This is a genomic window from Mesorhizobium sp. B2-3-2 (assembly GCF_006442295.1).
Taxonomy (GTDB): Bacteria; Pseudomonadota; Alphaproteobacteria; order Rhizobiales; family Rhizobiaceae; genus Mesorhizobium.
The window spans coordinates 335,021-350,040 of the sequence record NZ_VFWA01000005.1; the positions used below are offsets into that span (position 1 = coordinate 335,021).

General features: G+C 65.3%; 15 protein-coding genes. 4 read left to right on the forward strand and 11 right to left on the reverse strand.

Annotation, left to right across the window (positions count from 1 at the left end):
* Nucleotides 1-241 precede the first annotated feature (241 nt).
* Nucleotides 242-1,570 (forward strand): dicarboxylate/amino acid:cation symporter, encoded by a 1,329-nt coding sequence (locus FJ964_RS15710; protein WP_140551210.1) that lies wholly within the window; start codon nucleotides 242-244, stop codon nucleotides 1,568-1,570.
* 114 nt (nucleotides 1,571-1,684) lie between these two features.
* Here FJ964_RS15710 and FJ964_RS15715 read toward each other — a convergent pair whose 3' ends face one another.
* From FJ964_RS15715 to FJ964_RS15755, 9 genes are read right to left on the reverse strand one after another with little or no spacing between them, the layout of a single operon-like run.
* Nucleotides 1,685-2,695, reverse strand: a complete 1,011-nt coding sequence (locus tag FJ964_RS15715) for an ROK family protein (RefSeq protein ID WP_140551211.1) — start codon at nucleotides 2,693-2,695, stop codon at nucleotides 1,685-1,687.
* Complete coding sequence (locus FJ964_RS15720) at nucleotides 2,692-3,414, reverse strand: ribulose-phosphate 3-epimerase (RefSeq protein ID WP_140551212.1); 723 nt, start codon at nucleotides 3,412-3,414, stop codon at nucleotides 2,692-2,694. Before FJ964_RS15720 ends, FJ964_RS15715 begins: the two co-directional genes overlap by 4 nt.
* Nucleotides 3,411-4,244, reverse strand: a complete 834-nt coding sequence (locus FJ964_RS15725) for an alpha/beta hydrolase (RefSeq protein ID WP_140551213.1) — start codon at nucleotides 4,242-4,244, stop codon at nucleotides 3,411-3,413. Before FJ964_RS15725 ends, FJ964_RS15720 begins: the two co-directional genes overlap by 4 nt.
* Nucleotides 4,244-5,062 (reverse strand): sugar phosphate isomerase/epimerase, encoded by an 819-nt coding sequence (locus FJ964_RS15730; RefSeq protein ID WP_140551214.1) that lies wholly within the window; start codon nucleotides 5,060-5,062, stop codon nucleotides 4,244-4,246. Before FJ964_RS15730 ends, FJ964_RS15725 begins: the two co-directional genes overlap by 1 nt.
* Complete coding sequence (locus tag FJ964_RS15735) at nucleotides 5,062-6,138, reverse strand: Gfo/Idh/MocA family oxidoreductase (protein ID WP_140551215.1); 1,077 nt, start codon at nucleotides 6,136-6,138, stop codon at nucleotides 5,062-5,064. The genes FJ964_RS15730 and FJ964_RS15735 overlap by 1 nt, the downstream gene beginning before the upstream one ends.
* Nucleotides 6,139-6,142: 4 nt before the next feature.
* On the reverse strand, nucleotides 6,143-6,964 hold the full coding sequence (locus FJ964_RS15740; RefSeq protein WP_140551216.1) for a sugar phosphate isomerase/epimerase: 822 nt from the start codon (nucleotides 6,962-6,964) through the stop codon (nucleotides 6,143-6,145).
* Between the two features lie 5 nt (nucleotides 6,965-6,969).
* Nucleotides 6,970-7,806 carry a carbohydrate ABC transporter permease gene (locus FJ964_RS15745; protein WP_140551217.1) on the reverse strand — a complete coding sequence of 279 codons (837 nt, stop codon included), beginning with the start codon at nucleotides 7,804-7,806 and terminating at the stop codon, nucleotides 6,970-6,972.
* Nucleotides 7,803-8,735: a sugar ABC transporter permease gene (locus FJ964_RS15750; protein WP_140551218.1), complete on the reverse strand. Its 933-nt coding sequence runs from the start codon at nucleotides 8,733-8,735 to the stop codon at nucleotides 7,803-7,805. The genes FJ964_RS15745 and FJ964_RS15750 overlap by 4 nt, the downstream gene beginning before the upstream one ends.
* Nucleotides 8,736-8,737: 2 nt before the next feature.
* Complete coding sequence (locus FJ964_RS15755) at nucleotides 8,738-10,084, reverse strand: ABC transporter substrate-binding protein (RefSeq protein WP_140551219.1); 1,347 nt, start codon at nucleotides 10,082-10,084, stop codon at nucleotides 8,738-8,740.
* A 168-nt stretch (nucleotides 10,085-10,252) separates the two neighbouring features.
* On the opposite strand from FJ964_RS15755, the gene FJ964_RS15760 reads away from it, so the two are divergent.
* Both FJ964_RS15760 and FJ964_RS15765 read left to right on the forward strand, forming a co-directional pair.
* On the forward strand, nucleotides 10,253-11,401 hold the full coding sequence (locus FJ964_RS15760) for a Gfo/Idh/MocA family oxidoreductase (protein ID WP_140551220.1): 1,149 nt from the start codon (nucleotides 10,253-10,255) through the stop codon (nucleotides 11,399-11,401).
* Between the two features lie 23 nt (nucleotides 11,402-11,424).
* Nucleotides 11,425-12,375, forward strand: coding sequence for an alpha/beta hydrolase (locus FJ964_RS15765; protein WP_140551221.1), 951 nt, complete (start codon nucleotides 11,425-11,427; stop codon nucleotides 12,373-12,375).
* Here FJ964_RS15765 and FJ964_RS15770 read toward each other — a convergent pair.
* A complete protein-coding gene (locus FJ964_RS15770) occupies nucleotides 12,363-13,397 on the reverse strand; it encodes a LacI family DNA-binding transcriptional regulator (protein ID WP_140551222.1) in 1,035 nt (344 codons plus the stop codon). The two genes, FJ964_RS15765 and FJ964_RS15770, sit on opposite strands and share 13 nt — an antisense overlap.
* A gap of 333 nt (nucleotides 13,398-13,730) precedes the next feature.
* Between FJ964_RS15770 and FJ964_RS15775 the strand changes: the two genes are divergently transcribed.
* Nucleotides 13,731-14,204: a carbohydrate ABC transporter permease gene (locus FJ964_RS15775; protein ID WP_224713287.1), complete on the forward strand. Its 474-nt coding sequence runs from the start codon at nucleotides 13,731-13,733 to the stop codon at nucleotides 14,202-14,204.
* Here FJ964_RS15775 and pcaD read toward each other — a convergent pair.
* Nucleotides 14,194-15,018, reverse strand: a complete 825-nt coding sequence (gene pcaD / locus FJ964_RS15780; protein WP_140551223.1) for a 3-oxoadipate enol-lactonase — start codon at nucleotides 15,016-15,018, stop codon at nucleotides 14,194-14,196. The genes FJ964_RS15775 and pcaD overlap by 11 nt on opposite strands.
* Between the last annotated feature and the right edge of the window lie 2 nt (nucleotides 15,019-15,020).

The window sequence follows — 15,020 nt, forward strand, 5'->3', positions numbered from 1 at the left end:
TTCGCTGTTCAGCAGCCACTGTAATGCGAAACTCCGCCCAGGCAAACAAGAGTGAGTGCGGAAATCCGCACAGGCCTCCATCGAAACGGGACAAAACTGCCGGAAATCCGGGGTTCCGGCGTTTTCTCGATCTGGCACGGCGCTTGCAAAACTCTCAACAGCGGCGAGCGACCGGAGTGCCGCGATGGGAGAAGTCTTGCGGGGCGGCGCGTACCGTCCCCTCCGGCCAGGGAGATAGCAGATGCAGATGGCAAACCAATCACGCGCGCCTGCCGCGCAGCGCAAGCCTTTCTACGCCCAGCTCTACGTGCAGGTGCTCGTCGCGATCACCGTCGGCATCCTGCTCGGCCATTTCTATCCGTCGCTCGGCGAAAGCATGAAGCCGCTCGGCGACGCCTTCATCAAGCTGGTGAAGATGATCATCGCCCCGGTCATCTTCCTGACGGTCGCGACCGGCATCGCCGGCATGAGCGACCTGCAGAAGGTCGGGCGTGTCGCCGGCAAGGCGATGCTCTATTTCCTCACCTTCTCGACACTGGCGCTCATCATCGGCCTGATCGTGGCCAATGTCGTGCAGCCCGGCGCCGGCTTCAACATCGACCCGGCGACGCTCGACGCCGCGACCGTCAACAGCTACGCCGCCAAGGCGCACGACCAGTCGGTCACCGGCTTCCTGATGAACATCATCCCTGCGACCATCGTCGGCGCCTTCGCCGACGGCGACATATTGCAGGTGCTGTTCTTTTCGGTGCTGTTCGGCATCGCGCTGGCGCTGGTCGGCGACAAGGGCGCGCCGGTGCTCAATTTCCTGCAGGCGCTGATGGCGCCGATGTTCAAGCTGGTCAGCGTGCTGATGAAGGCAGCCCCGATCGGCGCTTTCGGCGCCATGGCCTTCACCATTGGCAAATACGGCATCGGCTCGGTCATCAACCTCGCCATGCTGGTCGGCACCTTCTACGTGACCGCTTTCCTGTTCGTGTTCATCGTGCTGGGCGCCGTCTGCCGCTACAACGGCTTCTCCATTCTGTCGCTGATCCGCTACATCAAGGAGGAACTGCTTCTGGTGCTGGGCACCTCGTCTTCGGAAGCGGCACTGCCCTCGCTGATGGAGAAGATGGAGAAGGCCGGCGCCAAGCGCTCGGTGGTCGGCCTGGTCATCCCGACCGGCTATTCCTTCAACCTCGACGGCACCAACATCTACATGACGCTGGCCGCGCTGTTCATCGCGCAGGCTACGAACATCCACCTCTCCTTCGGCGACCAGATCCTGCTGCTCTTGGTGGCGATGCTTTCCTCCAAGGGGGCGGCCGGCATCACCGGCGCCGGTTTCATCACCCTTGCCGCCACGCTTTCGGTGGTGCCGGCCGTGCCTGTCGCCGGCATGGCGCTTATCCTCGGCGTAGATCGCTTCATGTCGGAATGCCGGGCGCTGACAAACTTCGTCGGCAATGCGGTGGCGACGCTGGTGGTGGCGCGCTGGGAAGGCGAACTCGACGAGGCCAAACTGGCCAGGGCGCTGGCGGGTACCGCCGACGATAGCCTGCCGGCGGACATCGTTCCAGCCGAGTAGCCCGCACGGTCGCACAGCGATAGTAAATGGCCGGAGGCATCGCTGCCTCCGGCCATTTTTCGTGTGTTCACCGTGTGAGGCGGCAGGACTTGCGCACGCCGCGCAGCTCGGCCATCAGTGTCCCTCCCCATGTCCGGGATATCTGCTCGGCCCTTCGACAGGCACGCGGGCCGTGCCGTCGTCGAACAGGACAAGGCTTGCCGCGCCGACCAGCCCGGCGTGGCGGCCGAGTTGGGCCTGAACCACCGGCACGTCGCGATAGGCGCGCATGGCGCGCTGGCGGATGGTCGCCTCTATTGCCGGAGCCATTAGATCGAGGCCATTGGCGATGCCGCCGCCGACGACCAGCACGTCGGGCGAATAGAGATGCAGGAGGTTGGTGAAGCCGACGCCCAGCCAGCGCGCCTCCTCCTCGAGCAAGGCCAGGGCGAGATCGTCCTGCAGCCGCGCCGCATCGACGACATGACGGCCAGTAACCTCGCCGTTGGCCGAGAGGCGGCGCAGCGTCGAGCCGTCGAAGGCTGAAGTCGCGGCATTGGCGCGGCGGCCGAGCGCGGTGCCCGAGGCGATGGCCTCGAAACAGCCGACGACACCGCACATGCAGCGCTCGCCTTCATTGGTGATGGTCATATGGCCGATCTCGGCGGCAAGGCCGCGGCGGCCATGCAGGATGCGCCCGTCGACGACGACGCCGCCGCCAATGCCGGTCGAAACAGTGACGAAGACGAGCGAACGGGCGCCGTGGCCGGCGCCGAAGCGCCACTCGCCAAGTGCCGCGGCATTGGCATCGTTCTCCAGCCGCACCGGCAAGCCGAGTCGCCGCTCGAGGATGTCGGCCAGCGGCACGTCCAGCCAGCCGGCAAGCGTCGGCGGCCCGACCGCGATGCCGGCCAGCGGATCGAGCGGTCCCGGCGCGCCGACGCCGACGCCAAGAATGGCGAGCGCCGGTGCCTCGGCATGGATGGTCGCGGCGAGAGCCTCGATCTGGCCGATCACCACTTCGGGACCAGCCTGCGCCTGTGTCGGCACCGCCGCGAATGCCAGTATCTTGCCCTCGCGGTCGACCAGGGCTGCACGAAGCTCGGTGCCGCCCAGATCGATCGCGAGAGCGGCTTCGTTGCTCATGCCGCGACTTTCAGCCCATGCAGCCAGCCGATGCGGCCGGCCAGATCCTTGTCGCCGAAGGCGAGCGAGCCGAGCACCACGGTCTCGGCGCCTGCGGCGCGAAGCCGCGGCACCGTCTCATGGCGGATGCCGCCGTCGGCTGCCAAAACGACGGCCGCCTCGCGGCCGGTCTTGCGCAGGATGGCGCGGGCCTCAACCAACCTGTCGCAGGCTTTCTCCGAAAGGCCCTGCCCCTTGACGCCGATCGCGGTTCCCAGAAGCGTGACGAACGCGACTTCGGAGACGAAAGGCGCCACCGTCTTGACCGGCGTTTCAAGTCTCAGCACGACGCCAGCCTCGGCGCCGAGTTGTCGTGCCAGCCGAACCGCGCGCAGACCCGCCTCGCCGTTTTCGGCATGGACGCTGATCATGTCGGCCCCGGCCTCGATGAACTGGCGCGTCTGCGCCTCGACAATCCCTGCGTCGACCATGAGGTGCACGTGGATGGGCTTGGCCGTCAGTTTGGCGATGCGGGCGACGAGATCGGGAAAGAACAGGAAGGACGGGGCGAAGAGACCGTCGGCTACGTCGATGTGATGCAGATCGACATAGGGTTCAATGCGCCGGAGGTCGCTCTCGAAATTGGCAAGATCGGCCGACCAGAGCGAGAATTCGGCGATCAGACGATCGCGCGGCAAGGCGGCGATGGCGGCTGGGCCTGAAAGGGGTTTCGAGATCATGACTGGTCCTGGTTGTTGAAATTTTTATCGAGAAAGTCGCCGATCGCGGCACGGATTTCGGCGAAGTGGCGATCCTTGTCGGTGGCCTTCGGGGTCACTTCGGCGAAGACCGCGTCGGGGATTGTCTTCGCCAGTTCGCGGGCAGTCGCCAAGGGATGGACGAGATCGGTACCGCTGCCGATGACCAGTGTGGGGACAGCGAGCGAGCCGGCCACGCCACGCGAGACGCCCGGCCCATCGGCGGCGATTGCCTGCATTACCTCGGCGAAGACCGCTGTGTTGTCGCGCTCGAAGAAACCGAGCAAGGACGCCAGATTGTCGGGTGCCTCGGCGCGGAATCGGGCCGCCGTGACGGAAGCGGCAAAGACGGCGCGCGCCTCGTTCGGCGGACGGTTTCGGATGAGCTCGGCCACTTCCGCATAGGGACGCATATTTTCGGGGGCCGCGTCGAAGGCCCATGCCGGACGGACCAGCACCAGGCCGGTGACGCGCTCGGGATGCCGGACGGCCAGGCGCAGCGCGATCGCCGCACCCATCGAGATGCCGCCGGCGACGAAGCGTTCGATGCCGGCCGCATCGGCGGCGGCCAGCACGTCGTCGGCGAACATGGCGATCGAAAAGGGGCGCTTGTGGCCGGCGCCGGAGCCGCCTTGCGCACGGCATTCGACGGTGAGCCGGCGTCGCGACGGGCCGTCGGGAAAATTCTGCGCCACCTGGGCGGCGTCACCGCCGAGACCGTGCTGGAAGACGACGGGAAGCCTTCCCTGCCCCGTGTCGAAGATGCGAAGCGCGGCATCGTCGCGAAGGATGATCGTCGGCGCGGCAACCATCAGAGCAGCCCGCGCAGAAAGGCGGCGACGCCAGGCGCCTCTTCGGCGGATAGTCCGTGCGTGACGAGCGGGCCGTCGAACCCGGCAGCCTTCAACCGCCCGACGAAATCCGGAAAGTCGACAACGCCCCGGCCGGCGGTGGCGAAGCGTCCGTCGGCAAAGCGGTCCTTGGCATGCGCCATGGCTATATGGCCGGCGGCCTCGTCGACCGCCGCCGCGACGATGGCGCGCGCCTCCTCCTGCGTCGCATGTTCGAACAGGTTCGCCGGATCGAGCACGACCTTCAGATGCTTCGAGCCCATGTCGGCGATCAAGCGGGTGGCATCCTTCGCAGAGGTGACGATGTTGGCCTGCTCGGGCTCGATGCCGAGATCGACGCCGGCCTCTTCGGCCAGCGCCAGCGCCTTTTCCATCTCGGCGGCCATGTCGGACCAGGCGGCCGGTGTGGCGTTCTCGGGATGGTAAGCCCATTGGTCGGCTGCATTGCGCGAGCCGGTGCAGAGCGTGACCAGCGGAATGTCGAGGGCGGCCGCCGTACCGATGACGACGGCAAGACGGCGAAGACCATCGTCGCGAACCGCCTTGTCGGGATGCGCCATGTTGTAGGTGCCCGACAGGGCGGCGAGCGATATGCCTGACGATCGGGCGGCGGCGCGGATGGCAGGAATGGCTGCGTCAGGCACGGCATCGGGCATCGACGGCAGGCCGGCGCAAGCGAGATTGAACTGCGTCGTCTCATAACCCGCCTGCCGCACGGCTTTCAGCACAGCAGCCGGCTCGGTGCCCGCAAAGGTCTTGGCGAAGATGCCGAGACGCATCAGACCGCACCCGAGACCGAGGCGAGCTCAATCCGCTCGCCGGTCTCGACGGAGCGGGCAATGGCGACCATGGCGCGGATCGAGGCGATGCCGTCCTCGACATTGGCGCCGCGCATCGGCGCGCCGTTCAGCACCGTGTCGGCGAGACCTTCCAGTTGGCGGCGGAAGAAATGGCCGTCGGCGCCGAGCGGTTTTCGCGAGGTCGCGTCCTTCTCATGGAAGATATCGACCTCGCTGGCGCGGAAGTACCAGGGATTGAACGTCTTGGCGATGACGGAGCCGTTCTCGCCATAGAGCTGGAAACCCTCGTGCCAGTCCATGCGTACGGCGACGGTGAGATCGAGATGGCCAAGCGCGCCGCTGGCGAACTCGGTCTCGACGAACCAGCAATAGGCGCCGAAGCGCTCGTTGAGGCGCGCGCGTACGGCCGTGATCTCGCCGCAGAGGAAGCGCGCGGTGTCGACCAAATGCGAGCCGTGCGCCAGCATGAAATACTGCCGGAGATCCGCCTTCGGATTGCCCGCCGGTTTCTTCGCCAGCTTGCTGGTGACAGGCAGCGGCTGCACCGCATCGGTGTTGGTGTAGCGGTGGGTGGAATCGCAATACCAGGCCTTCAGCGCCAGCACCTCGCCCATTTCGTCGCGCACGAAGTCGCGCGCCGCCTCCAGCGCCGGATCGAAGCGTTTCATGTGGCCGACCTGCAGGATCCTGCCGGAGCGCTTCACTGCCGCCGCCAGCGCCTCGCCCTCCTCGACCGAAGTGCCGATCGGCTTTTCGCACAGCACATGCTTGCCCGCGTCGAGCGCCTTGACCGACATCGGCACGTGATAGGCGTCCGACGTGGCGACGATGACCGCTTCCAGTTCGGGATCGGCGAGCATCGCGTCGTAGTCGGCATACATCTTCTGCGGCTCGTAGGTGGCGCCCATGCGGGCGAGCAGGTCGGGTGCGGCGTCGCAAATGGCGTAAAGGTCGGCATTCCCGGCCTTGACGCAGGATTCCAGATGCGCGAACTGCGCGATGGGGCCGCAGCCGAGCACGCCGACCCTGAGGCGCCTGTCTTGTTTCCTGATCATCGTCTCAGGCCCCGTAGCCGCGCATCGTCCGACGGTTGGTCTTGACCGCGCCGGCAGGATCGGCAGCGGCCGTGTCGGATTCTTCCTCAAGCACCAGCCAGCCGTTGAAGCGCGGCGCCGCACCGATGATCTCGATCACTTCAGGCGTGTCGCAGACGCCTTCACCCAGCATCGCCCAATCGCCCTTGGCGTCGACGTCCTTCAGATGGATGTAGCGGATACGGTCGCGGTAGGTGGTGAGCGTATCAGACATGTCCTTGTGGCCGCGAAGGATGTGGCCGGTATCCGGCACCCAGCCGACCAGGTCGGGGTCGAGCAAGGCAAAGATCGCGTCGTAGTCGGCGCGGTCGAAGAGCAGCGTGTTGTGGTGGGAACTCGGATGCACGGCGACCTGGACACCGGCCTTACGCCCGAGTTCGCCGGCCCTGTTATAGACCTCCGCGGCGATGGCGAATTTGTCGTCGCGCGAACCGTCGGAGACGACGGTCGCCGAGCCCATCGACACCAGCGCGCCGGGGAAGGCGGCGGCGAAGTCGATCCAGCGCTTTGCGGTGTCGAGGTCGGCGCCGATCTCGTCCTTCAGCGTGAAGCCGCTTTTCGAACCGAAGGCGAAGGAGACCAGGATCAGGCCGGATGACTCCAGCGCCGCGGCAAACTCGACCGGCTTGCCTGCATAGCGGCCGATCATGGTGTCGGTGATCTCGATGCCGGCATAGCCGCCATCGGCGATCGCCTTGAGGAGATCGTCGGGGCCGCCGGTCCAGGCCTTGCCGAGCATCTCCCAGGTGAAGGTCTGGCAGCCGACCTTGAGCTTCGTCTTCGTCATGTCGTTCATTCCTTGACGCCGCCTTGGGTCAATCCCTCGATGATGTGGCGCTGGAAGAACAGCACCAGGAGGATCAGCGGCACGGTGACCACGGCGGAGGCCGCGGCGATGTCGCCCCAGGGGACGTAATAGAGGTTGGTGAAATTGGCGATGCCGACCGGGATCGTCTGCCGGTCGATGTTGGAGGTGAAGGCAAGCGCGAACAGGAATTCGTTCCACGCGGTGATGAAGGCGAGCAGGCCTGTCGTCACCAGGCTGGGCAGCGACATCGGCAGGATGATGCGCCAGAGCAGGCCGGGAACGCTGACACCGTCCATGCGCGCCGCCTCGTCGATCTCGCGCGGAAGCGTCTCGAAATAGCCGAACAGCACCCAGGTCACCAAAGGCAGGCCGAGCGCCAGATAGGTGATGATCAGAGCCGTGTAGGTGTCGAGCAGGCCGAGATTGGTAGCCACCAGATAGAGCGGTCCGACCAGCGCGATCTGCGGGAACATCGACACCGACAGGATGACCATCAGGATGCCGAAGCGGCCCTTGACGTTGAGCCGCGACAGCGCGAAGGCGGCCAGCGAGCCGACGAAGAGGCACAGGAATGTCGTCGCCAGCGACACCACCAGCGAGTTCCAGACATAACGGTGAAGCTCTTTCTCGACGAAGGCGTTGTAGTAGTGCTCCAGCGTGAAAGGGTGCGGGATCAGCGACGGCGAGCCCGACGTCAGCATCTTGTCGAGCTGGAACGAGGTCGAGAACTGCCAGATGAACGGTCCGGCCGACCAGACCAGGATCAGCACGGCGCCGGCATAGATGGCGAGGCTTTGCAGCGGCGGGCGCGTCCGGTTCATTGCGCCCTCCTGATCTGCCTGACGAGGTAGAGGACGAAGGCCAGCGCAATGATGCCTTCGGTGATGAACATCGCCGTCGACACGGCCGAGCCGTAGCCGAATTGCAGCGTCGAGAACAGTACCTTGTAGGACAGCGTCGACAGCGTTTCGGTCGAATCGGCCGGGCCGCCGCCGGTCAGCACGTACACAAGGTCGAAGACGCGAAAGGCGTCGAGCGCCCGGAACAGGCCGGCAATCAGCAAGGTCGGCATCAATAGCGGCAGGCGAATATGCCAGAAGGTGGTCCAGCCCCTGGCGCCGTCCATGCGCGCCGCCTCGATCAGCGAATTGGGCACGGTCTGCAACCCTGTCAAAAGCAGCAGCGCCATGAATGGCGTCGTCTTCCAGACATCGGCGATGATGATGGTGGTCATCGCCGTATCGGGGGAACCGTACCAGTTGATGTTGTGGTCGATCAGGCCGGCATGCAGGAGGATGTAATTGATGATGCCGTTCTGGCCGTCGAACAGCCAGCCGAACATTTTCGAGGTGACGACGGTGGGCATCGCCCATGGCACCAGCATGGCCGCGCGGACGAGCCCGCGCCCTTTGAAGGCCTCGCACAGGATGAGCGCCATGCAGAGCCCGATCACCGTCTCCAGCACCGTCGAGGCAGCGGTGAACCACATCGTATGCCACCAGGCATTCCAGAACTGCGGATCGCCCCAGAGCTGGACGTAATTGGCGAAGCCGGTGAAATCCTGATCCTGCGTGATCAGCGAGGTGTTGGTCAGCGAGAGATAGAGCCCGTTGACGATCGGGTAGAAGGAAACCGACGCCAGCGACACGAAGGCCGGCGTCAGCAGGATGAGGGCCCAGAAGGCGCCGGGAAGCGCCTTGCCAAGCCGCCGCGGCCGGCCGGCGCGCGAAACGGTGGCGGCCGCGGCCATGATCAGGCGACGATCTTGTTGATCTGGTCGGCGAGCGCGTCCATCTCGGCCTGGACCTTGCCGGAGACCAGCGCCTTGGAGATGCCGGACTGCAGCGCCAGCGTCACCTTGGCATATTCAGGCGTGATCGGTCGCGCCGTGGCGCCGGTGAAGACTTTCTCCAGGCTCGCCATGAACGGCTGTTCCTTCTTGATCTGCTCATCCTGGAACAGCGCCGGCCGTGTTGGCGCCAGGCCGAAGTTCAGCGCGATGCGGTGCTGGGTCTCGGTCGACGATAGCCAGGTCAAAAGCTCGATCGCGGCCTCGCGCTGCTTCGAGTTGGCGTTGACGCCGAGCTGATAGCCGCCGAGGCAGGCCGAGCTCTTGCCGCCAGGGAAGGCGGGCAGCGGCGCAACGCCGACCTTGTCGACCACCTGCGAGGCCTTGGGGTCCTGCGCGATAGGATAGACATAGGACCAGTTGCGCATGAACATCGCCTTGCCGGAGGTGAAGGGCTGGCGCGACGGCTCCTCATCCCAGGACAGCACGTCCTGCGGGCTGATCTTGGTCGTGGCGATGGTGTCGTGCAGGAACTGGATCGCTTCCACCGCGCCCTTCTGGTTGATCAGCGACGACTTGCCGTCGGGCGCCAGGATAGCGCCGTTGTTGGAGGTGATGATCTCGACCGCGTCGCAGACCAGAACCTCGGCCTGCTTGCCCTGCCAGAGATAGCCGAAATCGACGTCGCCGGCCTTCTGCGCGGCGGCGGCGAGCGTCGCCATGTCGGCCCAGTTGTCCGGCACCTTGTCGCCGTGCTTGTCCAGCACGTCCTTGCGGTAATAGAACATGCCCGAATCCATGAACCACGGCAGTGCTGTGAGCTTGCCGCCATAGGTACAGGCGTTGAGCGTTCCGGTGAAGTAAGCAGTGCGCTTGTCGGCTGGGAAATACTCGTCGAGCGGCAGCGCCCAGCCGGCGGCGGCGAAGCCGGCGATCCAGATCACGTCCTGGCTGAAAACGTCCGGCGTGCCGCTGCGGCGGGCAAGCTGTTGCACCAGCCCCTGGTAGACTTCCGTCGAGGAGCTCGGCGGGGGCAGTTCGATGTTCTTGACCAGGACGCGGTCCTGCGATTCGTTGAAGGCCTTGATCAGGTCGCCGAAGGTCTCCTTGCCGAAGAAGGCAGCGCTGGCGAAGCTTATTTCGGCGCGCGACTGGGCGCGGGCACGTCCAATGCCGAGAGAGGTCCCTGCCCCGAACGCCGCCGCGCCCAGAAGGCCGGCGGAACCGATAAGAAATTGCCGGCGGTCGGCAATCGTTACATGACCCACAGGCTCAGATGCGGCGATTGGCCGTTTTTTCATATCTGTCATTTTCTCCTCCTAGGGCTGGCAGCCTCCCGATATCGCCAGCTTTTTCGCATGTTCTATAAAAATTTTACGCGCGTCAATATTCAAAATGCTGTATAGCGGTTTCCCAGACGTGATCGGCTGCCGGCGCAACGGATTGGGCAGGCCATGCATCGGAGGAGCGACAAGAAAATGCACGGAAGATCGAAGACGAAGCTTGGGATCGGCGTCGTCGGATGCGGCAACATCTCGATGACCTATCTGCGCAATGCCGCGCTTTTCGGCGGCATCGAGCTGCGCGCCTGCGCCGACATCTCGGCCGACATAGCGGCGCTGCGGGCGAAGGAATATGGCATCCGTGCGCTCGGCGTCGACGCCATGCTGGCCGATCCCGAGATCGATCTCGTCCTCAATCTGACCATCCCGGCAGCACATTTCGACGTTTCGCTTTCGGCGCTCTCGGCGGGCAAGCATGTGTTTACCGAAAAGCCGCTGGCGACCTCGGCCAGCGATGGGCGCCGCCTGGTATCGGAGGCGGCCAAGCGGGGGCTGCTGCTCGGCTCGGCCCCCGACACCTTCCTCGGCGCCGCCGGGCGGCGGGCGCGGCGCCTGATGGATGAAGGCGCCATTGGCCGGCCGGTCACCGGCACCGCCTTCATGATGGGGCGCGGCATGGAGCACTGGCACCCCAACCCGCAATTCTACTACCAGCCGGGCGGCGGCCCGGTGTTCGACATGGGGCCCTACTATCTGACCATGCTGGTCAATCTGCTCGGCCCGGTCAGCCGCGTCATGGCGATGGCGACGCGGGGCCAGCAGGAGCGGCTGATATCGGCCGAGGGACCGTTCAAGAACACGACCTTCAAGGTCGGCACACCGACCAACGTGCTGTCGCTGCTCGAATTCCGGTCAGGAGCGACAGTCACCTTCGGCGCCTCATGGGACGTGTTCAAGCACTCCAATCATCCGATCGAGCTGCATGGCACGGAGGGCTCGCTGCGCCTGCCCGACCCCGACACGTTCGGCGGCACCGTGTCGCTGTCCGAGCGCGGCGCCGACTGGAAGGATTTCGCCAGCGAGGGCGAACTCTACGGCGCCCGCAACTGGCCCTATGCCGCGCCCGACCGCGCCAATTACCGCATGCTCGGCGTCGCCGACCTCGTGCGTTCGCTCGCGACAGGTGCCATGCCCCGCGCGTCCGGCAATCTGGCGCTGCACGTGCTGGAGATCATGGAGGCGATCCTGCTCTCGGGCGAAACGAAAAGCTCCGTCGCCATTGCTGGCGATGTCGTGCAGCCGGCCCTACTCTCGGAGGACGAGGCCCGCGGCCTGCTCGCCTAGATGCGATCATGACGGAGGTGGCAATGACGCTAGACCCGGATGCTCTGCGTGCCCTGGAAATCGGCCGCGCGGCCGGTGGTGAGCCGTTCGAGAACGGCAGCGTGGCGGCGGCGCGGGCCGCCTACAACGCTTCGTTCCCGACGCAGCAGGGCGAACATGAGCCGGTCGCGGCGACCTCGCAGCGGCAGATCGACGGACCGAACGGCCCGGTTTCGATCCGCGTGCATCGCGGCATCGGCGCACCGCGAACCGGGGCGCGCGCCGTGCTTTATCTGCATGGCGGCGGGTGGGTCATCGGCAATCTCGATTCGCATGACGAGATCTGCCGCTGGCTGGCCAATCTGGCCAATGCCGTCGTCGTCTGCCCCGACTACCGACTGGCACCGGAGCACAAATTCCCCGCCGGGCTCGAGGACTGCGCGGCAGCGCTTCGCTTCATGGCGCAAGACGCCGGGGAGCTCTGCATCGACCCGGCCCGCATCGCCGTTGCCGGCGACAGCGCCGGCGGCAATCTTGCCGCCGTGCTGGCACTGCTCGCCCGCGATGGGCAAGCACCGCCGCTTGCCGCCCAGATCTTGATTTATCCCAACACCGATGCCCGCCAGGCGGCGGACAGCTACCGCCGTTTCGGCAATGGGTTTGGACTGACCGCCGCCACCATGGCCTGGTTCCGCGACCACTATGTGCGCACCCCGGACGACATCAAGGACTGGCGCGTTTCGCCGCTGCTGGCACCGAGCCTTGCAGGCGCGGCGCCGGCGTTTGTCGTGACCGCCGGTCACGATATCCTGGTCGATGAAGGGACCGCCTATGGCGAACGCCTGCTCGCCGAGGGGGTGCCGCTGGTCCTGCGGCACTGGCCGGGCCAGATCCACGGCTTCGTGTCGATGGGCCGCTATATTCTCGCCGCGCGGCAAGCGATGAGCGAGGCCGCGGCCTGGTTCGAATTGCAGACGCGCGCTCAGGCCGACTGACGCATCACCAGGGTCGCGCCGAGCTTGACGTTTCGCACGATGTCATGCGCGGGCGGGCCGGCCTCGTCGAGCAAGGCCAGCAAGATCTCTACGCTGCGGCCGGCCATTGCCGCGAAGTCCTGCGCCATGGTGGTGAGCGGCGGGCAAGTGTAGCGGCTCAACGGGTGGTCGTCATGGGCGGCGACACGGAAGTCGCAATCGGGCTTGCGGCCGATCTTCAGCCCGCGCGTGAACGCAGCCGACATGATACCGAAAGCGAGACGGTCATTGGCGCACAGGATCGTGCGGCCAGGCAGGCCTCCCTTGTCGAGCGTCCTTTCCATCCATTCATGGCCGATCCGCTCGAAGTCCCAGGTGTAATCACGCGCCGCGTCGATGACGACAGGCTCAAGGCCGGCGGCCCGCATCGTCTCGATGTAGCTTTGCAGCCGCTCGCCCGAATTGTGGTTGACGTGCGGGATGTCGACATACACCGGCGGCTCGCCGGACCGGCAGAGATAATCGACCATGATCGACGTGCTCTGGTGGTTGTCGTTGCCGACGAAGGGCGTGTCGCCCTCGATATAGGTGTCGAAATAGACGATCGGGATGTCCTCGCCCATCCGTTCGAACACGCCCGGCTCGGAGACCGATCCCAGCGGGGCCACGATGGCGCCGGCCACCTTCAGCGAGGTGAGCGTCTTGACCGATTCCGACTCAAGCCTGGGCGAACCGTGCGAGGAGATGACGATCGGCCAAAAACCCTCGTCGCGGCAGCGCAGTTCAATGCGGCTGACCATCTCGGCATAGAACGGATCGGTGATCGCCGGCACGACGATGCCGACATTGCGGGTGCGCTTGCGGTTGAGATTGCGGGCGAAGAGGTTCGGCTGATAGTCCGAGGAGCGAAGCGCGGCCTCGATGCGGGCCCGCGTCGCCGGCTTGACGCTCGCCGGATCATCGAAATATTTGGACAGGGTCGGCCGTGACACGCCGCACGCCCGGGCGAAGTCATCCATCGTGCGGTGCGTCTTTTCCGCCATCGATATTTCAGGGTCCCTTGCCCTCGCCCGTCGGGTCAATCGCTCCAGCCGACACCAGTCATGCGACCGTTGCCTGGAAGCAGCAATGCTCGACTGAACTTGTCCAGTCAAGTTTTAACGGTTCCCATACAAGGCACAATTATTACGCGCGTCAAATTATTTTTTACGCTTAAAAACACCGTAGCTTCGAAGCAACCCGAGGGAGATGGCCCCGAATGGGGAAGACGCTACACCGGCGCCAGAACCAGCGCCTCCCGTCGTGCGACGGGCTTCGATGATGCCGGCCGCCTCCATGCCCGGCACGCCGGGCGGCTGCAGGAGATGCGCCGGGGAATGGAACTCGCAGCGCCATTCCCCGTCGGCTCGATCGGCCTCAATGCCAGCCTCGCCGGCATCATCGTGCCCAACCTCGCCAATGGCTTCGGCATCTTCCTGATGCGCCAGTTCATTGCGGGCGTGCCCGACGATCTGATCGACGCCGCACGCATGGACCGCACATCCGAACTGCTGATCCTGTTCAAGATCGTGGCGCCCAGCGTGGCGCCGGCAATCGCGGCGTTGGCGCTGTTTGCCTTCGTCTATCACTGGAACAGCTATCTGTGGCCGCTGACCGTGCTGCAAGACAATGCCGACGCCTATCCGATCGTCATCAGCCTCAGCCGGCTCTTGAGCTACAACAGAGGCGCCGTCAACACCGGGCTGGTGATGGCAGGCGCGACGCTTGCCGTGCTGCCGCCGCTAATCCTCTTCGTCCTGCTGCAGCGCTTCTTCGTCGATTCCATCGTCGGCTCGGCGATCAAGGGGTAGCCGCGCTCAAAGGTTTCTGCTCCGGAGGAAGCGACGCGACAAAATCGCGGATCAATGCGACCACCGCCTCCGGCTGTTCGATGCAGGGAATGTGGCCGGCGTTAGGGATGATCTCGAAGCGGGCGCCGGGGATCAGCGCTGCCAGCGAGCGGACGAGATCGGGCGGTGTCGAGCCGTCCTGGTCGCCGACGATACAGAGCGTGGGCACCGCGATGCGCCGCGCGGCCTCGGTGAGGTCGGCGTCGCGGACCGCCTTGCATGTCCCGATATAACCCGGCAGCGCCTGCCTGGTCAGCATATTGCGGCAACCGGCAAGGTCGGCAGCGCGCGCGGCATGGAAATCCGGCGTGAACCATGCTTTCATCACGCCGTCGGCTATCGCCTCGATCCCATCGCGCTCGACGGTGGCGATGCGCGTGTTCCAGCTCTCGTCCGTGCCGATCTTGTGCGCCGTGTCGGACAGGATCAGAGCCTCCACACAGCTGGGATGACGGGTATAGAGCCGCTGTGCGATCAAGCCGCCGACCGACAGGCCGAACAGCACGACCCTGCCGAGATCGAAATGATCGATGAGGCCCAGGAGGTCGTCGACATGATCATCGATCGACCGGATGCCGCCGCCGATGTCGGACAGTCCGTGGCCGCGCTTGTCGTAGACCAGCAGAGGCCTGTCACCGCTTAATTGCGAGATGACATCGTCCCAGATGCGCAAATCGGTACCCAGGGAATTGATGAACACCACCGGCCGCGCGGTGCCGGTCGCCTCGATGTAACGATGGTGCAGCGCAAGGCCGCCAATGGTGACGAATGGCACGA